We start from the raw sequence: 21,437 nt of genomic DNA, 5'->3' as shown, positions 1-21,437 counted from the left end.
AAAATTTCCGAAGACAACCAACAGGTCCCATCGGCAGATGCATCAGCGCCGGACACGACTCCCTCGACCCCGTCTTGGTTCGATCGACGAAGACTTCGTGCAGCGACGGCGTGGCACAAAGCGGTACGACAACTCGTACGACTGCGGTCTCTGATCGTATTCGGTGCCAAGGGAGCGCCCGTCAGCTTCGGATTGCTGACCGCCGTCTTGATGTTCGGCATTCTCGGCGCGAGCCTCGGGCGCAACATGATTCATCGTGACTTCGCCGTCGGGATCATGCCGTTCGAGGAGTTCCGGGTATGGACAGCGTTGACTTCCGGGCTTGTCGCGCCCGGTGTCCTTGGGTACGTAGTGGCGATCGTTGCGATCCTGGTGGCCGCCGCTCCGATCGAACGAAGGATAGGTTCGGTCAAGTTTGCAATAGCTGCATTGCTCACTCAGGTACTGGGTGCATTGCTAGGCCTCGGAGTCGCAGCCTTGGCCAAGATGTTCGACGCGGACTGGGGTTTTCGGCTGCATGTCGGAACCGCTATCGGGCCTACGACGTGGATCGTGGGTGTCGTCATGGTGGCAAGCGCTCGCATGGACACCTTGTGGCGACGGCGTATCCGCGTGGGATTGTTTGCGTTGTTGGTCACGCTGGCGCTGTTCAGTGGGCATTTGCAAGATGTCATTCGCCTCGCGTCCGCTGTGGTCGGATTGCTGCTCGGTCCAGTGATCGTGGGCAGGTCTGCGCGGGGCCCGCGGCTCGCTGGTACGCAGCGCGAAGGTCGTGTGCTCGTTGCGCTCATCGTGGCTGCAAGTGCGCTCGGTCCGGTCATCGCTGCCTTGAGTCCCGACGCCGTCGGCCCGTTCGCGGTGCTCCGCGACGTCGTGCGCGGGGTTCCTTATACCGCTGCCGAGGTACGCGAAATCTGTGCTGATTCACCCACCGACCCGGAGTGTCGTACCGGACTTCTGGAGTTGCGGTTGGGTGGAGTGGGTCCGACGATACTCTCTCTCATGCCATCGATCTTCTTGCTGTTTTTGGCCGACGGACTGCGGCGAGGTCGTAAATTCGCTTGGACTGCAACAGTTTTCGCCCAGATCGTACTGCTGGTTCTGTCAGTGGCCAACTTTGCGATCAGATTCGTCGAATCGGGAGACGACCAGTCCGTCTTCTACGGTCTCGAGTCGCCGACTGCGTACCGCACAATTGTTCCGTTCCTCCTGCCGCTTGCGGTTCTCGTTCTTCTATTGTTGACGCGCAAGTTCTTCGATGTATCAGCGCCGAAGGGGACCTACCGCACTTGGGGCTTTGCCGTCGTCGGATCAGCAGTGGGACTGGCTGTTCTGTATGTTCTGGGCGGCCTCGTGGCGCGCGGGGGATTCGACAACGAACCTTCGATCCTCGGATTGCTCGCGGACTTCCCGCAGAGGTTGGTCCCACCGGTGTATCTCCAGTGGCTCGAGCCACGGTTCTTGCCCGAGAGCATTCCGACCACGTTGCTGTTCGAATGGACCGGAGTCGTGTTCTGGGCGGCACTGTGCGTACTTGTCCTCAATACCTTTCTCACCCCTGCATACGGCGTCGACACCGACGCCACCGAACGGGCCAAGGAATTGCTGACAACCAGCAGTGGCAGCGCGCTGTCGTGGATGACGACCTGGCGTGGCAACAAATACTGGTTCTCGCCCGATGCGCGGAGCTATGTTGCGTATCGCGTCATTTCTGGCGTAGCCCTGACCACCGGCGATCCAGTAGGGCCACGAGAAAGACTGCGAGACAACGTCGTCGACTTCGCGGAGTTTGCGTCGAAGAACGGTTGGATTCCGTGTTTCTACTCGGTGACACCTCAGGTGCGGGAGATCACCGACAGTATCGGGTGGGGTGGCATTCAGGTGGGTGAGGAGACGATCCTCGACCTCGAGAATTTGGCATTCACCGGTAAACGATTCCAAGACGTTCGGACCGCCTTGAACCGAGCGAAGAAGGCGGGTGTGGTCGCGGAGTGGATCAGCTTCCCCGAAGCTCCGCTAGCCATCACCGACCAGATCACGGCGATCTCGGAGGAATGGGTCGCCGATAAAGGGATGCCCGAAATGGGCTTCACCCTGGGAGGCCTGGAAGAAGTCGACGATCCACATGTCCGATGCCTGATCGCTGTGGACGAGCATCGGACCGTTCACGGAATCACCTCGTGGATGCCGGTATACGAGAACGGCGAGATCGTCGGTTGGACTCTCGATTTCATGCGTCGCCGCGCCGAAGGCTTTCGACCGGCGATGGAATTCCTCATCGCATCGGCCGCTCTGCTTCTGGAGCAAGAGGGTGTGAGGTTCTTGAGCTTGTCCGGTGCACCCTTGGCCAAGATCGACGACGGCCGAGGCACGGAAACTTCGACGGATGCGTCCACCTTCTCGACTTTGCTCGATCGCTTGCTCGACGTACTGGGCAGGACCCTGGAACCCGTGTACGGATTCAGGTCCTTGCTCGCCTTCAAATCGAAATTCCAGCCCAGGTACGAGTCCATGCATATGACGTTCGCCGATCCAGCGGCATTGCCGAGCATCGGAAATGCAGTCGGGCGGGCGTATCTACCCGAAGTCTCGCTGGGGCAGGGCTATCGACTGGTTCGAACGATGATCGAGCGTTAGCTCTCCGAGGAGAACGAGGCCGTGGCGACCGCTTCCCTCTGTGGGCCGCCTATGGCGCCGTAGACATGTCGAGTGCCGATAGGAACGATGAGAGGGCGGTCGGACACCGGGTCCTCGATCACTCTTGCTTCGAGGCCGAACACGTCGAGTAGAAGCTTCTCCGAGATCACGTCCTGGGGGCGACCTGCTTCGACAATTTTGCCTTGGGACATGACGATGATCTGGTCGCTGTACCGAACGGCCAAATTGAGGTCGTGCAGCACCATGATCACGGTGCGGCCCAGGTCTTCGTGGAGTCGGTCGATCAAGTCGAGAACCTCCAGCGAGTGTGCCAGGTCGAGATAGGTGGTCGGTTCGTCGAGCAGCAGAATATCCGTGCCCTGTGCGAGCGCCATGGAAATCCAAGCCCGCTGGCGCTGACCACCGGACAGTTCGTCGACCGGCCGATCGGCCAGATCACCGACTCCGGTCAGCTCGAGGGCGTTCGCGACCTCGGACTCGTCGTCCGAGCTCCACTGTCGAATCCAGGACTGATGGGGGTGGCGACCTCGCGAGACGAGGTCGGCGACAGTCAGGCCTTCCGGCGCAACGGGTGCCTGCGGCAACATCCCGAGGACCTGTGCGACGTCCTTTGTGCGCATCGTCGAGATCGCTTTTCCATCGAGAACAACCCTGCCCGACTTCGGTTTGAGCAACCGGCCGAGAGCGCGCAACAAAGTCGATTTGCCGCACCCGTTGGGTCCGATCACCGTGGTGATCACACCGGTGCGAACCTCGAGGTCGAGATTCTCTACGACGATGCGGTCTCCGTACCCGAGAGTGAGATCCTCCGCGACGAGACGTGGCAGATCGGTGGCGGTCATGCGGAGGCCTTTCGATTGCTGCGGACGAGAAGGTACAGAAGGAACGGTCCGCCGAGTGCGGAGGTCACGATGCCGACGGGGAGCTCTACCGGCAGTATCGTTCGCGCGATGAGATCGCTGCCGACGACGAGTAGCCCACCCAGGATCGCCGACGCAATGATCGGCGGCCCGGGTGTTCTCACTAGCCGCAGCGCGATCTGGGGGGCTGCCAACGCCACGAACCCGATGGGGCCGGCAGCGGCCGTTGCGATGGCCGCGAGCGCTACCGCAGCGAGAAGCAGTGCTGCCTGGCGCAATTGCAGTCGCACGCCGAGTGATCGAGCATTGTCGTCGCCGAGGCGGAGGGCGCCGAGGGTGAAAGTCGATACGACGGTCAGGCCGCCGACTATGAGCACAGCGCTCATGACCGGCCACACCGAGTCCCAGTCTGCACCGTTCAGTGAGCCGTTGAGCCACAGCTGAGCTCGCGACACGTCGTTTATGTCGGCACTGATCAGAAGCCATCCGATCGACGCTGTCAACATGGCATTGATCGCGATTCCGACGAGGATCAGCCGAAATCCCTGGACGCCGCGCTTCCATGCGAGTGCATAGATGACCGCCGCGGTGGCGATTCCTCCGATGAGCGCGGCGAGCGGCAACCCGAGGGTCGCGAGAACGCCGGCGAAGGTGCTACCGCCACCGAGGACGATGAGTGCCACGGCTGCAGTACTGGCGCCGGCGGTGATGCCGAGGATGTCCGGACTCGCGAGTGAGTTTCGCGAAATGGATTGCGTCACGGCACCGGACATACCGAGAGCCATTCCGACGAGCACCCCGGTGAGAGAGCGCGGCAATCGTAGGTCCATCACGATGAATCGCTCGATTCGTGTGCCGCCACCGAACAGAACGTCGATGACGTGCCCTATCGACAGAGGGAAGTCTCCGCGTCCAATGTTGAGGCACACCGTCAACAACAGTGCCGCCAACAGCACAATATTGATCAGCACCATCAATGGCCGCCGTACCAACGAGAGACGACCGATCCGGAATCCAGGTCTGGACGGAACTGTCAGCTTCGTTTGCTCCGCCGACGGGGTCTTCGATTCCACTGTGGTCACAGGCTCGCCAACTTTCGTCGACGGACCAGAGCAATGAAGAATGGTGCCCCGAACAGCGCGAGGACGATGCCAACCTGTAGTTCGCCGGGGCGCACAACGACGCGTCCGATGACATCTGCCATCAGAAGCATCACGCCGCCCATCAAACCTGCGTAGGGGACCAGCCATCGATAGTCCGGTCCGGTGACGACGCGGGCGACGTGCGGAACCACCAGTCCGATGAACGCGATCGGTCCACACGCTGCCGTCGCTGCACCCGTCAGCAGCGTAATGGCGATGATGCCGACAGTTCTGCTGAGTGCGATGTTGACACCCAACGACCGTGCGACGTCCTCGCCGAGGCTCATGACGTTGAGGCCAGGAGTACTGGCGAGAGCGATGATCACGCCGAGCACCAGGAACGGCAGAACCTGCCAGAGGACGTCGAGCCCACGGCCGGCAACCGAGCCTACCGACCAGAACCGGTAACCGTCCAAGGTGGTTTGGTCTATCAGCACCACTGCATTGGTCATGGCGGCCAGGAAGAACGCGACAGCGGCACCCGCGAGCGCAAGGTTGAGCGGACTCGCCTTCCCGGTCCCGATCGAGGACAGCCCGAATACGACGATGCTCGCCAATGCCGAACCGGCGAAGGCGAACCAAAGATACTGGCTGGGGGAGTTGAATCCGAAGAGATATATGGCGAGCACGACGAAGAAGGCCGCGCCGGCATTCAGACCCAGCAGTCCGGCGTCGGCCAAGGGGTTTCTCGTGTGGCCTTGAATCAAGGCTCCTGCGATCCCGAGTGCGATTCCGACGACAAGTGCCAGGAGGGTGCGCGGGACGCGAAGGGTACGAACGATGATGTCGGTATCGGTGCCGGTCGAATGCACCAATGCGTTGCCGATCTCCTCGAATGTCAGCGGCCTCGCGCCGATGGCGATGCTCGCGAGAATCGCGGCTACCAACGCGACGGTCAGAACGAGAAGTCCGAAGAGCCTTCGTCTACGGATGGTCTGCACCGAGTTCTCGCGGGGGACGGGTTCGAACTGTTCGGCGTATGCGGTCTTGTCGCGCACCACCTCGGTGCTCGAGCGGCCGAGAGCGAACTGCCTACGGAGTCCTCGACGGACACCGATCGGTCCTCCGGTTGTGGAGTCACGGACTACGAGTCCAGTCCATCGCCTGCCAGTGCTCTGACCGTCGTGCCCAGTGCGAAAACCCTGATTCCACAGCAGCAGCCCGACTGCAACGACCACCGAGGTGGCGCCGAAGACGAGTCTGTCCGCCTCTCCACCGCCATTGTCGTCGCGGAGAGAATCGACGATCGACCACCCGATCCCCAGAGGTAGCAGCACAATCGCAAGGTCGACGAACGCTGCGACGACGCGGAGATACCACGGGGCAGGTCCGCGTGGTATCTGCTCTCTCGAAAAGTTCACGTCCGAAGGCGGACGCGGACTTTTCGATCCGAGTGATGGGGCCGTCGTCACAGTAGTTGTGACTCCTCACTTTGTTGAAGGTTCTGCCGCTTAGGTTACGGAACCCTTTGTCCTTACCTACGTCCGGGAAGGCTAGCCAATCCGTACAAGCACACAAAAACCGAAGCCGCGGTGTCGACTCGGTACATTGGTTAGGCTAACCTATTGCTCGTGGCCCTTCAGGGTTATGTCGTTCGAACAAGGGAGTGTTCTGGTGTCAGTTGTAACAACGACGTCCGATGCCTGGGCCGATGTGCATCGTTCGCTTTCGTGCAGCGACGAGGGCGGTCCGCTGGGCGAGGCGTGCGTCGACCTTCGTGCGTTGAACTCGGCCTACCCCCGTATGTATGCGGTTGCATCGATGGCGAACGAGGCGAAGCGTCGCTGGTGGCAGCTGGCAGTAGGCCTCGAAAGTGGTCGTGCGGAGCAGATGGTCACTCGCTCCCTCGAGGACGTGAAGACTCCCGAGGTGGCAGCGATCCAGGTGGCAACCGCGCTGATTCATGCAATCGTGGGCCGCGTCGTCGCCTTGTTGGTTCTTCAGGGGCGTACGTGGGATCCGGGCATCGACAATCTGTGGATTCACATGGACAGCGACGGCGGTATCGACTGGGCGGGGCTCACTTCGCCCGTGCTGAGAGTATTGCCCGGCGACAGCCTCGAAGGGGCTTCGGGGACGGTCACTCTTCCATGTGAGGAAGCGCTGCTGATCTGGACGGCCCACCGATGCATCACTTCCCTCGATGTCGTTTCTCGGGCGATCGCTGACTCTGCGCCCCTCGATCCGCGCGTCTTCTGGTCGTTGGTCGGTGATGCAGTACTCGGCGCATCGACACACGTGCCCATGTTGTCGAGATCGCTCGGAGTATCGAGTGCTCGTCGCGGACAAGCGCTTCTCGACGCATTTGTTGCAGCCGGAGTTCCGGTCCGTTCGCGTCCAGCGTCGATCGGACGACTTCGCTTGCGAGCGTCATGAACACCCCTTGCGGATAAAATAAGGGTAGCCTAGGCTGATATGGAACTAACGGACCGCGCCGGAGTCCTGAGGGCTGCAGTGACTCCCGGTCCTTGCCGCGGCGGGCTCCACATCCATTCGGATGTGGGGTCCGCCGATTTTTCTCGGCTGGGTCTCGTGTAGTTCTGGGGAGATCACACGCCGCTCGCCACGCGCGGCCACGACACCCTAGGAGGGCCTGAATGAGCCAGAACGAACCGAAGGTAACAACTCCTTCTGATACGAATGTCGATCCAGCCGACATCACCGAGATGGTCGCGCAGGGTTTCGACGGCACCCTAGGACTGGAGTATCTCGAAGTCTCCGGCGATCGAGTCCGCGCGACGTGGGACGTGACGCCCAAGCTCCACCAGCCAGCCGGGATCATGCACGGTGGCGTTCTCTGTGCCGTAGTCGAGTCGCTTGCCAGCATCGGCGGGAGCGTGTGGCTCGGTGACCGCGGACACGTCGTGGGCGTCAACAACAACACGGACTTTCTCCGCGCAACGCGTTCGGGTCGCCTCACCGGCGTAGCCACCCCTGTCCATCGGGGCCGCACTCAGCAGATCTGGCAGGTGGACATATCCGACGAAGCTGGAAAGCATGTTGCACAAGGCAGGGTTCGGCTCGCCAATATCGTCGACACGGCAATTCTGGGAAACGCCGCGACATGAGCCCACGAGGAGATTGTCGGCGCGGCGGGAGCGCCGCGTTGCCGCGTCGATGATTCTCCTCGAACTCGACGCACTACCTTTGCAGTCATGAGTGAAACGGTCGGCAGCGGTATGTCGTCTCCGAGGGTCGGAGCGTTCGATCCCGAAAACGTCGCCCAGGCACGTGCGGCGATCGCCGCAGTCGACGATATCGGAGTGTGGGTCCAACGCTTCGACCTGTTGGGCGATCCGACTCGGCTGCGCATTCTGCTGTGTATGCACCGGGCGCCCGGCATTTGCGTCACCGATCTGGCGTCGGCGCTGGAAATGACGCCGACCGCCGTCTCGCACGCCCTACGTCTTCTTCGCAACGAGGGGTGGGTTGCCGTTCAGCGCGACGGCAAAAAGATGACCTACCGACTCGACGACGACGTCGTACACGGCATGCTGCACCAACTCGGCGCCACCCATGCACTACATGTGCACGAATGACGCCGAGTGATCACCGTCGCTGAGCCTGTCAGCCCGCGGTTTTCTGCTCCTGCTTTTCGATCCTCTTCTGCGAAGAGCGTTTCGATTCCATCGAGTTCAATTGCTCGATGGCCAATCGTGCGAACACCTGCTGCTCGGTAGACGCCATCTGTGCACGTCCCTTCCCGAGGAAGGTGACGAACCAAGAAATGACCGTGGTGATGCGGCTGCGGTAACCGACCAGGTAGTACAGGTGCAACGCGAGCCACATGACCCAAGCGATGAACCCGCCGAACTCGAACTTTCCGACCTTGGCGACGGCATTGAAGCGCGACACCGTGGCCATGGACCCCTTGTCGAAGTACTTGAACGGCTTGCGTTCTGCCGGATCGGCTCCGGTCAGTGACGCTTTGATCTGCTTGGCGGCGTAGTTGGCCCCCTGGATCGCACCCTGTGCCATACCAGGAACATCTTCGACGGACATCAGGTCGCCGACCACGAAAACATTGGGGTGGCCTTCGACTGTCAGGTCGGGTTCGACAATGACTCTTCCAGCACGATCGGTCTCGGACCCGGACTGATCAGTGAGTTGCTTCCCGAGCGGGCTGCCCTGCACTCCGGCGGACCAGACCTTGCACTGTGCGTCGATGCGACGGGTCGTACCGTCCTTTTCCTTGACCGTCAGGCCGTCGTTGTCCACATCGGTGACCATGGCGTTCAGCTGAATCTCGACGCCGAGCTTCTCGAGCCGTGCTGCGGCTTTGTGGCCGAGCTTTTCGCCCATGGGCGGCAGCACAGCCGGGGCCGCGTCGAGCAGAATGACACGCGCGTCACGGGGGTCGATGTTTCGGAATGCACCGTCGAGGGTGCGATCTGCCAGTTCTGCTATCTGACCGGCGAGTTCGACTCCGGTAGGTCCTGCGCCGACAACCACGAAGGTCATCAGACGGTCCTTCTCTTCCTGATCGTCCGACAATTCGGCCTGCTCGAACGCGCCGAGAATACGACCACGAAGCTCGAGAGCGTCGTCGATCGTCTTCATACCAGGTGCGAACTCGGCGAAGTGGTCGTTGCCGAAGTACGACTGCTGTGCTCCGGCCGCGACGATGAGGCTGTCGAAGTGGGTCACGGTGACCCGTTCGAGAAGCTTGGAGGTGACGGTCTTGGCCGTCAGATCGATGGCTAGAACGTCACCGAGGAGAACCTCTGCATTCTTTTGCTTACGCAGGATGACCCGTGTCGTGGGAGCAATTTCGCCCACGGACAGGATGCCGGTGGCCACCTGGTAGAGAAGCGGCTGAAATAGGTGGTGGGTGGTCTTAGCGACCAGAGTGACGTCGACGTCGGCCTTCTTGAGTGCCTTGACGCCGAACAAGCCACCGAATCCGGAACCGATGACAACGACGTGATGACGCTTCGACTCGACCGGTTGGATGCTCATTAACCTGCTCCTAGAGATTTGAGATGTACCACAACGGTAACGGTCCGGGTTTGGGGTGTCTCGGCAAGGTTCCCATGTCGGAGGACGAATCGGGCGCTGACATGACGGTTAGTGCCACTGACCTGGGCGAGTGATCAGAGGTCGACTGCGAAAAACGACCTGCTTGCTTCTGTATCGCTTCAGAAGTCGTCGGATCATCAGGCGCGAGCGCGCTGCGCCAGCTCCACTGTTGCCGCGCGTAGGTCGGAAACGTCGGCAATCGGTTCGGCATATCCAACGCGAGTGGTCGCCTTCCCACGTGGAGTGAGCACGGCGAGGTCCAGCCCGTACCGGTCGGCCGAGGTGACCGTACTTTCCGTCGCATCCGGGTAGCCACCGATAGCGCGGGCCATTGCGAGCAACGACTCGCTGTGATCCTCGTTCAGGTGCGTGAGCGCACCGGCGGCCTGCGTCGCCACCGGATCTGCCGATGCGGATGCATAGTCGACACCGAGTGCGGAATCCATCCGGCCGTATCCGCCTACCCACCGGACTCGCTCCACGCGCAGAATCCACACCGAGAAGTCGCTGTAGTCGATGTAGTACTTGGCGGCGGGGACAGCCGATAGATGCGCTTGCCGCGCAGCGGTTATCCCGTCGCCAGATGGTCGTTCCACCACGCCGGCGAGAGTGATTCTCGATGTCGCGAGAGGATCGGTGACCGATGCCGGGGAGACCACCGACAAACTCGCCCTAGGGTCGTGATCGAGGTTCCGTCCGTGCTCGGCCATGTTCGAGACACACAGAACCGGTGAGCCGCCCAGTAAGCCATAGGTGATGTAGGACGCCCACGGGTCACCGCCGACAGTCAGACTGGCGAGGGTGCCTGAGTTGGTCGATGCTGCGACGGTTCGAGCCTCTTCGGCTGCCGACATCCGTCGGACAGGTTCGAACTCGCCCAACGGGGGAGGGACGGAAGGAGCGTCGCCGGGATCGCCATGATCGAGTGCCATGGTCGCAGTCTACGGAGCGTGTTCGGCCGTCGTGAACGTTCGTGTGGCCCAGGCGACTCGGAAAATTCGTTTCGCCGCGCGAATCGCGGGCATACTCTCCCGGTGATCAAGGTGATGCGCACGAACCGAACGGTCCGGGCCGTGGTGGCTGCGATGGGGTTGTTCGTTGTGGTGGCCGCGATATGGGCGGGTGTGGGATATGTATATGCCGATGACCACAAGACCATGTCGGCGACCACGGTGGGGCTTTGTGTACTCGCAGTCGGGTGGTTGGTGATTCTGGGGGCCTTCGCCATCAAGTTCGGTCGCCTGCGGGCTCGACGACGCAAAAGTGAACACGACGGCTGAGGCAGGGGTAATTCGCGTAGTTATCGAGAAGTCGTGAGCATGACCAACTTTTGCGTCGCACGCGTCGTGGCGACATAGCGGTCGACCGCTCCCTCGGTGTCTGTCCCGAATGCGTCGGGGTCGATCAGAATTACGAGATCGAATTCGAGGCCCTTGGACGTTTCTGGAGTCAGCACGCGAACACGTGAATTCGCCCGGAGTTCAATGCTTCCGGCGGCATCGGCGCTGATGATGCAAACGATCCCTTCGGTGTGGTGGGCCAACCATGTATCGAGAATCGAAGCCAACTCTGACGTGCGTCCGTGCACGACGGGGATGCCGCTCCGACGAATGGAGGTCGGTACGTTGGCGTCCGGCAGAACGGTTCGAATGATCGGTTCAGCTTCCGTCATGATTTCCTCGGGTGTTCGGTAGTTGATGGTCAGTGACGACACCTCGACGTGTTCGAACCCGACTCGTCGCAGCCGCTCCTGCCACGACTCCGTGAACCCTCGGCGAGCTTGGGCGCGATCTCCGACTATGGTGAAGCTCCGGGATGGGCAGCGTGAGAAGAGCATTTGCCACTCCGCGTCGGTCAGTTCTTGAGCCTCGTCGACGACTATGTGCGCGAACGGGCCTGCTAGCGCGGCGTGACCGCTGTCCGGGGAATCGGAATCTGTAAGGACCATGTCGTCGACGAGGGCATCTCGAACGCCTTTTTGGCGAAGTTGGGCGATCATTCCTTCGTCGTCGTCCAATTGAAGTAGCTCGTCCACAACCCGGTCCATCCGCTTACGTTCGCCCGCTTCGGTTGCAGCTCGGCGGCGGTGCTTCAGTGACAGATTCGGATCGCCGAGGCGCCTACGCGCGGCATCGAGAAGTGGGAGGTCGGAGATTGTCCAACTCTTGGGCTTCGGGCGCTGCAGCGTTGCGATGTCGTCCTCGCTGAGCGAGGGTGCACATCTACGAAGATAAGCGGGTACCGACCATAGGTCTGCGACGAGGTCGTTGGCTTCGACCAAGATCCATGCCTTCTCCAGAACAGCGCGCAACTCCTCGTTCTCATGCAACGACGTTCGGATGGTCCTGGCCGAAACGTCGCCGTCGTATTTGTCGGTCAGGATTGTCAGAAGCAACTCCCACACTTGTTCTCGGGCCTCGTTGTGCGGAATGCCCGGTTCGGGTGCACCGAACGCTTCGGCCCAGTCCTGGGGGCCGAGCCAAAGGTCGGCCCAGTCGGTCTCGACGGCCATTCCCGTGGTCGGTGGCTGCTCGTAGAATCTGACGGCCGACTCGATGGCCGTCACGAGATGTCTCGACGCTTTGAGGCGGCCGACCGAAGCGTCTTCCTCGAGTGCGGCGGACGCACCTTCTGACACGAGGTCCCGCAAGGTGCAAATGTGGACGCCCTCTTCACCGAGGCTCGGTAGGACGTCGGCGACGTAGGTCAGGTAGGCCTCGTGCGGCCCGATGAACAGCACACCACCTCGATGACGGCCGACCAGGGCATCGCCGTACAGAAGGTAAGCAGCCCGGTGAAGCGCGACGACCGTCTTCCCCGTGCCGGGACCCCCGTCGACGACGAGCGCCCCGCGCGATCCTGCGCGAATGATCGCATCCTGATCGGCTTGGATCGTTCCCAGCACATCGCGCATCCGGTGTGACCTGTCACTGCCGAGACTCGCTATGAATGCCGAGTGATCGTCGAGGGCAGCGAGTCGGCGCACCCCATTCTCGCCTTCGAGTTCGTCAGCAGTGAAAACCTCGTCCCAGTAGTCGCTCACGCTTCCACCAGTCCAGCGATACCGACGCCGGCGGGCCAGCCCCATCGGGTTGGCCTGTGTTGCGCCGAAGTAAGGCTCGGCTGAAGGGGAGCGCCAGTCGACGAGGAGTTGATTTCCCGCCGTGTCCAGAAGTCCTAGCCTGCCGATGTACGACGACTCGTGTGTTTCTGCATCGACGACATGGCCGAGACATAGGTCCAAGCCGAATCGGCGTAGAGACCGAAGGCGAGCAGTGAGTCGGTGGATTTCGAAATCGCGTTCCATCAGTTCCTGGCCCATCCGGCCGGTCTCCTTGCGGACGGAATCGAGTCGGTCGGTCAAGTCGGCGATAGATTTCGAGAGGCTTGTCGCGATCGCAGCGAAATGTTGCTCGTCGTCCAAGATCAACGCGGGGTGGGCTTTGGCGATGAGTCGATCCGAGAGATCGAAGGCACTGTCGGTGGTGGGGATCACGCCGCCGTCTCCCATTGCTCGAATCGCGATGGGTTCGAAATCGGTGGTAAATCGGGTACAGGTAGATGCATGAGTTTCCCTCCCTTTCCGCAGCTTTCGGCTTCAGCCGGTAATTCTGCGCTGCACCCGGGGTCTTGCCACAAGCCCCCGGGTGCGCTATATGTTGAAAAGGGAAGGGAAGCTGCTGCACGGTCCAAGCGGCTCGGTAAAGGTCGAAAAGGGCCTTGCTACCGGCCCCGTTCATCAGAGGATTCGGTGTATCAGCCCGAAACGTCGATGATCTCGATCGCGAAGACCAAGGTGTCGCCTTGCTCGATGCCAGCGGACGGCTGACCACTGGGGTACCCGTCGGCGGATGTCATCGCGACAGCTACCTTCGACCCGACGGTCTGCCCGGCGATCGCCTTCTGAAAGCCTGGTACGACTCGGGCAAGCGGGAACTCGACCGGTGCGCCACGTTCGTAGCTGCTGTCGAAGACCGAACCGTCGCGGCCGTTGACCCCCATGTAGCAGACCGAGACCGTCGCGTCGTCGGCCACGACAGGTCCGTCACCGGTCTGCAGCGTGTGTACCTGGGTCTCGGTCACAGCGAACGGTGTGGTGACCTCGACGAGGGGAGCCGTCGTATCGGTTGATCCGGCAACTGCCACGCTGCCGGTGGATCCGGGAAGCGTCCATTCGGGTGTGGTGCCGGCCTCGGGCGTTTGGGCCGGGCAGGTGGTGGATGCAGGTGCAGATTCGCTGACCGATGAGGTAGTCGAATCGGAGCCGCATGCTGCGAGCACCACAGCGAGCGACGCGGCGCAGGCCACGAGTATGCCGGATTTGGTTGCGCGAGAATAATTCACGTCGATCACGCTACAGAACCTCGATCGCGCGGAGGAACTCGAACCCGCATCGTTCATCGAGATCGCTTATCGGGCCCAGGGTGGTGTCAGAGTCGAGCCATCGGGTAGCTCGGCAGACATGCCCACCGTGGTGGCTACCCACACTCGCGCCGAGTCGATTTCTGTCTGCACGCGAAAACTGCTCTTCGCCGGCACCTGCGCGACGTCACCCGGGCCGAGAACTGTTGCAACACCATCTATATGGACTGTCAACAGTCCGCTCAGTACGAGAAGCACTTCTTCGTTCGACACGGTGTGTTCGGCACCGGGGGTATGCGGTGCGACATCGAGCATCCAGCCGCACAACTCGGTGCTCGCGGAGGTCGTGGGTGAAACGTAGGAGGTGAATACGGAACCGTGAAGTTCGAACCGACGTGTAGCGCTCGAGGTGATCGTTGGCATGACATGCTCCCGAGTTAGACAATTTGCTTGACTACAATGGTCAAGCAACTTGTCTACACTGTCAAGGGTGAATTCCGCGCAGCTTCCGTTCTCCCTGTTGTCGTGTGCCCACGTCCTCGCGGACGGCATACAGTCCGGCATGTCGACCCGCGGATTCGACGACCTCCGGCCCGCTCATGGATTCCTCTTCGCTCGCGTATCCGGGGCCGGATGCACCACGAGCGAGATAGCCGCACATCTCGGAGTGACCAAGCAAGCAGCAAGTCAAATGACCGACCAACTCGTCGAGTCGAGCTATCTGGAGCGCGTCGAGAATCCCCGGGACAAGCGATCGACGTTGATCATGTTGACACCCAAAGGGATACGGGCCACGAGAGCCGCAGAAGAGTGCGCTCTCGCTGTCTACCGGCAATGGGAATCCGCTGTTGGTGCCGAACAACTGATGCAGATGGGGGAGACGCTCGCAACCCTGGCTGTACCGGGACGGCTCCGGCCGTTGTGGTGAATACAAGAGCCTGACCGGTGCTATTCGGTGGTCCGCGCATCGCCCTCCGACTGCTCGGTGGGGAGGATGCCGTGCAGGACGATGTCGGCCAAAGCGTCGGCGACCGGCCCAGGATCGTCGATATCGCGGACCGACATCGCGAAGATCGCGGCACCCGCGAGGATGTCGAGGAGAGTGTCCACGTCGACACCTGCACGAATTTCGCCCTGTTCGCGGGCTGCGACCAGTCGGCGCTCCAGTTCCGCTCGCACTCCTGCGAGCTGGCGTACGACCAACACTTCACGTAACGCTCCGTCGGTACGTACCTCGCTCATCAGCCCGGGGGCTGCTGCCCGGGTGGCAGGAGAGGCGAAAAGTGTGACCGCGCCCTGCACCAAGGCGTGGACCTGGTCGGCCATCGTGCCGGTGACGCCGAGTGTCGAGTCGATGTCGGCGCCCAGATCCGTGTCCAGAACGGGGTAGACGGCCTCGTTGACTATGTGGGCCTTCGATGGCCAACGCCGATAGATGGCAGGGCGTCCGACGCCCGCGAGGGCTGCTATCGCCTCGATCGTGGTGGCGGCATATCCCTTCTCTGTCAGCAATTGTCGGGTGGCATCCAGCACGGCTGCGTCGATCGTCGGGTTCCGCTGTGGGCCGAGCCGATGCTGGGCCTCGGGTTCCTTCGGCATCTTCTACGGACCCCTTGTGGTTTCGGTGTGACGTCCGTTACATTCTGTCACGGCTTCAGTCGATACAAAGTGTAACGACTAGCGCGTGCCATCGGTGTCTCCCAAGCCACTAGGAGTGGTTATGACTTCAGAATCCAGGGGAGCAGATCCCGACTTTGCCGAGCTCGCCCGACCAGGTGAGTCCCGCAGCGATCCTGCTGTCTTGCGGGCGCGACTCGAGCGGTGGCTGGTCACAGTTCTCGACGCCGAATCCCAGCCGGAGGTGACCTCGACCGAAATTCCGGCCGGTACAGGGATGTCCAACGAGACGGTGCTGTTCGATGCTGTGTGGACCGAGGACGGGTGCCGCTCGGAGCACCTTCTGGTTGCGAGGATCGCACCTGCCGTCGTCGGGGTGCCGATCTTCCCGACCTACAATTTGGACCAGCAGTTCCATGTCATGCGAGCGGTTGCGGAACGCACGTCGGTGCCGATTCCCCGTGTCTACTGGTCGGAGTCCTCGCCCGAGGTCCTCGGTGGAGAGTTCTTCGTCATGGAGCGGGTCAAGGGCGACGTCCCTCCCGACGTGATGCCGTACAACTTCGGATCCTGGCTGTCCGAGGGGACGGTCGAAGAACGTTCCCGACTCCAACTTTCCTCTATCCAGGTTCTCGTCGACCTGCATGCCATCGCCGAGCCCCACCGCGTATGCCCGAGTTTGAGATGTACCGACGGCGACGACGAACCCACCGGGGAGACGGCGCTGCGCGCGCATGTCGCGGGTCAACGGCGCTACTACGAGTGGGCCACCGCTGACGGACCACGGTCTCCGCTGATCGAACGCGGACTCGACTGGATCGAGGCGAACCTGCCCACCGACGACCGACCGGCGGTGCTGTGTTGGGGCGACTCCCGCATAGGCAACGTCATCTACCAGGACTTCGAGCCTGCAGCGGTACTCGATTGGGAGATGGCCACGCTCGGACCGCGCGAGTTGGATCTCGGCTGGATGATCTACTTACACAGGTTTTTCGAGGATCTCGCCACGATGGCCGGGCTCCCCGGGCTACCCGACCTTCTCCGCCGCGAAGACGTCGCCGACACGTATCGGGAGCTGACCGGGCACCGACCGGCCGATCTGGACTTCTACACGCTGTACGCGGCTGTTCGTCACGCCGTCATCATGTTCCGAGTGCAACGCCGTGCCGTCGCTTTCGGCCAAGCTCAGCTACCGGAGAACCCAGATGACATGATCATGCACCGAGCGAGTCTCGAAGCCATGCTGGACGGCACCTACTGGGCCGGCGTCACGGCGGGAGCTGCGTCATGACTCTGTCTCCGCTGGACGACTACCCAGTCCACCAGATCGCCGAGCCCATCCGACATGTCGGCACCTCGGACCGCAATTTCTACGACCGTTACTACTTCAATTGTCACGCCGGGGTCGACGGGGCTGATCCACTGTTCCTCATCATCGGACTAGGTCAGTATCCCAATCTCGGTGTGTGCGACGGGTTTGCGGTCCTACGACGCGGAGATGATCACGTCGTGTTTCGAGCTTCCCGAGCGCTAGGGGAGGACCGCATGGATCTGTCCGTCGGACCGTTACGGATCGAGATAATCGAAGGATTGCACCGTCTGCGAGTCGTTCTCGAACCGAGCCTGGAGGCTCCCGACCTCAGTTTCGATCTCGAATTCGAGTCCGACGTGCCGGCGAACCTCGAGGCGAGGCATTTCCACCGGCAACTCGAGCGGGTCACCTTCGACACCCAGCGGTTCGTCCAAACCGGGACGTGGGCTGGGACACTGACGCTCGACGGCGAGGCAATCCCCGTCACGCCGGACACGTGGCGCGGCAACCGTGACCGTTCCTGGGGCGTACGGCCAGTGGGCGAGGCGGAACCACCTGGACGCAAGGGCGATCCGGCGATCGCCGCCGAGCAGAACTTCTTTTGGATCTACTCGATCATGCAGTTCGGAGACTTCACCATTGTCACGGTCATTCAGGAGGACAGGCACGGGCGGCGCATCGTCGAGGACTCGACTCGGGTCTTCGCCGATCGAACTCGTGACCGGGAGTGGCTGGGCCGACCGGATCACGAGCTGAGCTTCGTTCCGGGTACCCGCGAGGTCGAGACCGGGACACTGTACTTCCGTAGACCGGGTTCGCCCGGCAAGCCGGACCACGTCCTCACCGTGACCTGCGAACCAGTGCTTCCGCACTACCTGGGGGTCGGCACCGGGTACGGCCTCGAGCAAGATTGGCGCCACGGAATGTGGCAGGGCGAGCTGGTGGTCCAGGGGTTTCGCGAGAAGGTCTCCGAGATCGAGCCCTGGAAGAAGATGTTCAGCCCTGTCGACAATCTCGCGCGATTCACCATCATCGAGGACGGCGTCTCCCGCACTGGCGCAGGACTTTTCGAGGTGGCGGTCATCGGACCCCACGAGCAATACGGGTTCACCGGGGTCGGCGACGTCGCCCCCTGAGCATCCGGGCGTCGGCCGAATTCTGAGCCGTCGGCGACGTCCCAGGTCAGTGCTTCACGCGATACCGCACGTGCGTCGTCAGCGGAGAATGAATCGCTTCAATTGGTTCGAGGCTCAAGTTTGTCAGGCCTTCGAACGGTGATTCACCGCTTCCGAGCAGGATTGGTGTGATGTCGAGGACGAGTTCGTCGATCACGCCGGCGGCGAGGGCTTGACGAACGGTCGACGCTCCGCCGGCGATGGAGATGTCGTTTTCGCAGGCCACGGCCTGGGCCTGGGCATAGGCGGAATCGAAACCATCGGTCACGAAGTGAAAAGTAGTGCCACCCGCCATCTCGATCGGTTCGTGTTGGTAGTGGGTGAGGACGAACACCGGTGCGTGGTACGGGGGATTGTCACCCCACCACCCGCTCCAGTCCTCATCCCATTCGCCCCGGACGGGGCCAAACATGTTACGGCCCATGATGAATGCTCCACGGGGCCGCAGTAGTTCAGCGGTGAGCGCGGCATCGGCCTCGTTCGTGGCCTCACCGATATGCCATGTGTGCAGTTGGAGGCCTCCGACACCCAACGGGTTGTCCTTGTCCTGATCAGGGCCGGCGACGAAGCCGTCAAGGGAGATCGACGCGTGTGCGGTAGTTCGGGTCATGCCGTTCAGACTGCCACCGCGATCGAAACTCATCGCCCCATCTCACATGCCTTCTGCTTCTGGTGGACCCAGGCTATTGAGTTGCCAGAAAATACGTTGTTGGATCCCGATCGGCCCTGCTACGTTGCCGGAGACCGTGCACGAGAACAAGGAGGTGGTACCTGTGAACGCTGTAACGACATGGGTGCTTCTTCCTTTCATCACGGTCGGACGAAAAGATCGTCCGGGAGCGCCGTTCACGAGCACTCTCGAAAGGCACGACCATGAAATTCACTTCTGCACAGCATGACGACGGCGTTGTCGAGCGCGCGTTCACTCTCGACGGGATCCCCGGCATTCTGTGGACCCCCGAGTCTGCATCCGTACCGGTGCCGCTGGTTTTACTCGGCCACCCTGGAGGACTGCACGCAATGCACTCCCGGTTGGTAGGGCGGGCCCGGGCGTCAGTTTTGGAGCACGGCTTCGCCGCGGCCGCCATCGAGCTTCCTGGCGGCGGTGAGCGGCCCCGTTCCGCCGCCGCGGAGCAGGCCCGCAGCGATCTGCGGCGGGCGCTGGCAACCGGTGAGCCGGTCGACGAGATCGTCGATCGGCTCGTACTTCCGCTGGTGGACAAGGCAGTCCCGGAATGGCAGGCCGCTTTGGACGCTCTCCTTGCGCTACCTGAAGTCCGCGGACCGGTCGGGTTCTCGGGAGGACCGATAGCCATCGGTATCCGGTTGGCGGTGGTCGAGCCCCGTATCACTGCCGCCGTGTTGTTCGCGGGTAGCTTCGTGCCCGCCGCCATGTTCGACGAGGCCCGTCAGGTCACCATTCCGCTACAGGTTCTCCTGCAGTGGGACGACGAAGGGAACGACCGGCAGGCCGCTTTGGATCTGTTCGACGCCTTCGGCTCCGAAGAGAAGACGTTGCACGCGAACATGGGCGGGCATGCTGGAGTACCACAGTTCGAGGTGAGCGGTGGGGCCCAGTTCCTCGCCCGACACTCGAGTTAGTCGTCCGTTCCCGGCACCTGTCGCGATGTCCGCTATCGGTTTCGTGTCAGAGGAGCGCGGTATCGACCGGACGGGCAGCGACGAGCCTGATATCCGTCCCGCAGTATCGGTGAGCGCGGGGTTGTCAGTCGACGTTCGGCGCCCACTGCACGCCGTTGATATGGCTCCCACCGTCGACGAAGAGGGTGTTGCCCGTCATGTACCGGCAATCATCGCTGCCCAGGAAGAGAGCCACTGGCCCGATATCCTCCAACGGGTCGCCCATGCGTCCCATCGGATTCGCGCTGGCCATCGCCGCCGCATTCTCCGGACTTGCGGCCTCCATCCGCTCGAACGCCGCGCTCTTGGCGCCAGGACAAATTATGTTGCAGCAAATTTGATGCTGAGCCCATTCCCGCGCAGCTGTGCGAGTGAGTGTGCGTAGAGCTTCTTTCGCCATGTTGTAGGCGACTGAGTACATGTGGGCGTTCACGCCATTGAGCGAGGCGATGTTGATTACCCGGCCGGTTCCGTGCTTCTTCAGTTCGGGAAACGCAGACTGCATCGCCCAGAACGCAGCCATCACTCCCATGTCGAATCCGGCGCGTACCGACTCCTCCGGTGTCTTCTCCAGACGTGCGTAGGGGATCCCGCCCCACGCATTGTTGATCAACACATCCACCCGGCCGAAGTTCGAGACGGCGGCTCCGACCATGTCGTGCACTTGCTGCCGGTCTGTCACGTCGGTGCGCACGAACTCGACCCGCCCGTTGTACTGCCCGCGCAACTGCTCCGCGGCTCGTTCACCCAACTCTCCGTCGATCTCGGCGATCAACACGCTCGCACCTTCGCGTGCGTAGGCCTCGGCGATGCCGCGGCCAATACCTGTCCCACCACCGGTGATCACCACAGACCTGCCCGCCCACCGATTCGTCATCGTCTCACTCCCAGTTTCATGCAATGGAAAATTTCATCGCCGACTACCCACGCGGTGATATCCGCCGCGTGGCATCGACTGTGTCAGGCGCTCGCCGCTTCCGATTTACGGGGTGTAAGCGCGGCCAATCTCATTACGTGAGCCAATATGCTCTTGTGAACAATGGTCGGCAACACCAGGTTCCACATCTGGTTCAACCGCTCGTACAGGTCGGTTCTGCCGGTCAACATCTCCGAGAGAATCTGCACTCCGGTGAACGAGCCCACGATGAACCGGGCCAGCGCGTCGATGTCGGTGCCCTCGACGATGTCGCCGTCCTCGGCTGCTTGCAGCGCAATCTCTTTGATGGCGTCGATCCAGTCCAAGTACGGTTTTTCTATCGGACCCTGGATGCTCCCGATTTCCATCGTCAAGCGCATGCCGCCTCGCGCGATGGGCTCGGTTACGAGCTGCCGCGCCATCTCTTGGGACACCAGCACCAGCATCTCGATCGCGGTGTCGGACTGAGTGCCCACCAGTCGGTTGCCTTCCATGGCCATAGCGTGTTGCGCTTCGATGACCGCGTGCGCGAGCTCTTCCTTGGACGCGAAGTGGAAATACATCGCACCTTTGCTCACACCGGCGTGCTGCAGGATGGTGCCCAGGCTGGCGGAGTAGCCGAACTTTTCGAAGCTCGTGGCAGCTCCCAAGATGACGGCCTGGCGCGTAAGAACAGCGCGCTCCTGCATGTGGTACCTAGCTCTCGTCGATGGGGGGATATCTTTGAACGATACG

The 21,437-nt window shown here is 61.8% G+C and carries 21 protein-coding genes; 9 read left to right on the top strand and 12 right to left on the bottom strand.

The annotated features are described in order from the left end of the window. Positions 1-3 precede the first annotated feature (3 nt). Positions 4-2,637 carry a bifunctional lysylphosphatidylglycerol flippase/synthetase MprF gene (locus tag ABIB36_RS19505; protein WP_502944957.1) on the top strand — a complete coding sequence of 878 codons (2,634 nt, stop codon included), beginning with the start codon at positions 4-6 and terminating at the stop codon, positions 2,635-2,637. Here the strand turns inward: ABIB36_RS19505 and ABIB36_RS19500 are convergent. The 3 genes from ABIB36_RS19500 to ABIB36_RS19490 are packed head-to-tail and all read right to left on the bottom strand — an operon-like array spanning position 2,634 to position 6,072. Beyond that, a complete protein-coding gene (locus ABIB36_RS19500; RefSeq protein ID WP_084345366.1) occupies positions 2,634-3,500 on the bottom strand; it encodes an ABC transporter ATP-binding protein in 867 nt (288 codons plus the stop codon). The genes ABIB36_RS19505 and ABIB36_RS19500 overlap by 4 nt on opposite strands. After that, the gene (locus tag ABIB36_RS19495) at positions 3,497-4,600 is read right to left on the bottom strand and encodes a FecCD family ABC transporter permease (protein ID WP_354562774.1); all 1,104 of its coding nucleotides are present in this window, start codon (positions 4,598-4,600) and stop codon (positions 3,497-3,499) included. Before ABIB36_RS19495 ends, ABIB36_RS19500 begins: the two co-directional genes overlap by 4 nt. Then, positions 4,597-6,072, bottom strand: coding sequence for an iron chelate uptake ABC transporter family permease subunit (locus ABIB36_RS19490; protein ID WP_502944952.1), 1,476 nt, complete (start codon positions 6,070-6,072; stop codon positions 4,597-4,599). The genes ABIB36_RS19495 and ABIB36_RS19490 overlap by 4 nt, the downstream gene beginning before the upstream one ends. Before the next feature lie 241 nt (positions 6,073-6,313). On the opposite strand from ABIB36_RS19490, the gene ABIB36_RS19485 reads away from it, so the two are divergent. From ABIB36_RS19485 to ABIB36_RS19475, 3 genes are all read left to right on the top strand, one after another. Then, positions 6,314-7,036 carry a hypothetical protein gene (locus tag ABIB36_RS19485; protein WP_354571668.1) on the top strand — a complete coding sequence of 241 codons (723 nt, stop codon included), beginning with the start codon at positions 6,314-6,316 and terminating at the stop codon, positions 7,034-7,036. A 221-nt stretch (positions 7,037-7,257) separates the two neighbouring features. After that, positions 7,258-7,728 carry a PaaI family thioesterase gene (locus ABIB36_RS19480; RefSeq protein ID WP_354562779.1) on the top strand — a complete coding sequence of 157 codons (471 nt, stop codon included), beginning with the start codon at positions 7,258-7,260 and terminating at the stop codon, positions 7,726-7,728. Positions 7,729-7,815: 87 nt separating this feature from the next. Then, entirely contained in the window at positions 7,816-8,199 is a 384-nt protein-coding gene (locus tag ABIB36_RS19475; protein ID WP_084345370.1) for an ArsR/SmtB family transcription factor, read from the top strand. A gap of 28 nt (positions 8,200-8,227) precedes the next feature. Here ABIB36_RS19475 and ABIB36_RS19470 read toward each other — a convergent pair whose 3' ends face one another. Together ABIB36_RS19470 and ABIB36_RS19465 are read right to left on the bottom strand one after the other, a co-directional pair. Further along, a complete protein-coding gene (locus tag ABIB36_RS19470) occupies positions 8,228-9,619 on the bottom strand; it encodes an NAD(P)/FAD-dependent oxidoreductase (protein WP_084345371.1) in 1,392 nt (463 codons plus the stop codon). Between the two features lie 197 nt (positions 9,620-9,816). After that, on the bottom strand, positions 9,817-10,611 hold the full coding sequence (locus ABIB36_RS19465; protein ID WP_084345372.1) for a HugZ family pyridoxamine 5'-phosphate oxidase: 795 nt from the start codon (positions 10,609-10,611) through the stop codon (positions 9,817-9,819). Between the two features lie 102 nt (positions 10,612-10,713). Here ABIB36_RS19465 and ABIB36_RS19460 point away from each other — a divergent pair, with 102 nt between their 5' ends. After that, a complete protein-coding gene (locus ABIB36_RS19460) occupies positions 10,714-10,959 on the top strand; it encodes a hypothetical protein (protein WP_256895454.1) in 246 nt (81 codons plus the stop codon). Positions 10,960-10,979: 20 nt separating this feature from the next. Here ABIB36_RS19460 and helR read toward each other — a convergent pair whose 3' ends face one another. From helR to ABIB36_RS19445, 3 genes are all read right to left on the bottom strand, one after another. Further along, positions 10,980-13,190: an RNA polymerase recycling motor ATPase HelR gene (gene helR, locus ABIB36_RS19455; RefSeq protein WP_502944953.1), complete on the bottom strand. Its 2,211-nt coding sequence runs from the start codon at positions 13,188-13,190 to the stop codon at positions 10,980-10,982. 245 nt (positions 13,191-13,435) lie between these two features. Beyond that, complete coding sequence (locus ABIB36_RS19450) at positions 13,436-14,023, bottom strand: FKBP-type peptidyl-prolyl cis-trans isomerase (RefSeq protein ID WP_354562786.1); 588 nt, start codon at positions 14,021-14,023, stop codon at positions 13,436-13,438. 66 nt (positions 14,024-14,089) lie between these two features. Beyond that, positions 14,090-14,464, bottom strand: coding sequence for a cupin domain-containing protein (locus ABIB36_RS19445; protein WP_084345374.1), 375 nt, complete (start codon positions 14,462-14,464; stop codon positions 14,090-14,092). A 67-nt stretch (positions 14,465-14,531) separates the two neighbouring features. On the opposite strand from ABIB36_RS19445, the gene ABIB36_RS19440 reads away from it, so the two are divergent. Continuing rightward, a complete protein-coding gene (locus ABIB36_RS19440) occupies positions 14,532-14,969 on the top strand; it encodes a MarR family winged helix-turn-helix transcriptional regulator (protein WP_218775702.1) in 438 nt (145 codons plus the stop codon). A gap of 20 nt (positions 14,970-14,989) precedes the next feature. Here ABIB36_RS19440 and ABIB36_RS19435 read toward each other — a convergent pair whose 3' ends face one another. Then, the gene (locus ABIB36_RS19435; protein ID WP_084345375.1) at positions 14,990-15,640 is read right to left on the bottom strand and encodes a TetR/AcrR family transcriptional regulator; all 651 of its coding nucleotides are present in this window, start codon (positions 15,638-15,640) and stop codon (positions 14,990-14,992) included. A 121-nt stretch (positions 15,641-15,761) separates the two neighbouring features. Between ABIB36_RS19435 and ABIB36_RS19430 the strand changes: the two genes are divergently transcribed. Together ABIB36_RS19430 and ABIB36_RS19425 are read left to right on the top strand one after the other, a co-directional pair. Continuing rightward, positions 15,762-16,949 carry a phosphotransferase family protein gene (locus ABIB36_RS19430; RefSeq protein WP_354562791.1) on the top strand — a complete coding sequence of 396 codons (1,188 nt, stop codon included), beginning with the start codon at positions 15,762-15,764 and terminating at the stop codon, positions 16,947-16,949. Beyond that, entirely contained in the window at positions 16,946-18,106 is a 1,161-nt protein-coding gene (locus tag ABIB36_RS19425) for an Rv3169 family protein (RefSeq protein WP_084345377.1), read from the top strand. Before ABIB36_RS19430 ends, ABIB36_RS19425 begins: the two co-directional genes overlap by 4 nt. A 46-nt stretch (positions 18,107-18,152) precedes the next feature. On the opposite strand, the gene ABIB36_RS19420 is transcribed toward ABIB36_RS19425, so the two are convergent. After that, positions 18,153-18,755 (bottom strand): dihydrofolate reductase family protein, encoded by a 603-nt coding sequence (locus ABIB36_RS19420; protein ID WP_084345378.1) that lies wholly within the window; start codon positions 18,753-18,755, stop codon positions 18,153-18,155. 263 nt (positions 18,756-19,018) lie between these two features. Here ABIB36_RS19420 and ABIB36_RS19415 point away from each other — a divergent pair, with 263 nt between their 5' ends. Beyond that, positions 19,019-19,747: a dienelactone hydrolase family protein gene (locus ABIB36_RS19415; protein WP_084345379.1), complete on the top strand. Its 729-nt coding sequence runs from the start codon at positions 19,019-19,021 to the stop codon at positions 19,745-19,747. A 124-nt stretch (positions 19,748-19,871) separates the two neighbouring features. Here the strand turns inward: ABIB36_RS19415 and ABIB36_RS19410 are convergent, their stop codons facing one another. Both ABIB36_RS19410 and ABIB36_RS19405 read right to left on the bottom strand, forming a co-directional pair. Further along, complete coding sequence (locus tag ABIB36_RS19410; protein ID WP_084345380.1) at positions 19,872-20,663, bottom strand: SDR family NAD(P)-dependent oxidoreductase; 792 nt, start codon at positions 20,661-20,663, stop codon at positions 19,872-19,874. Positions 20,664-20,746: 83 nt separating this feature from the next. Continuing rightward, entirely contained in the window at positions 20,747-21,391 is a 645-nt protein-coding gene (locus ABIB36_RS19405; protein WP_084345128.1) for a ScbR family autoregulator-binding transcription factor, read from the bottom strand. Positions 21,392-21,437 lie beyond the last annotated feature (46 nt).

Origin of the sequence: Rhodococcus sp. UYP9, assembly GCF_040547235.1 — a bacterium.
GTDB lineage: Bacteria > Actinomycetota > Actinomycetes > Mycobacteriales > Mycobacteriaceae > Rhodococcoides.
This window is presented reverse-complemented; position numbering and strand designations above follow the sequence as displayed.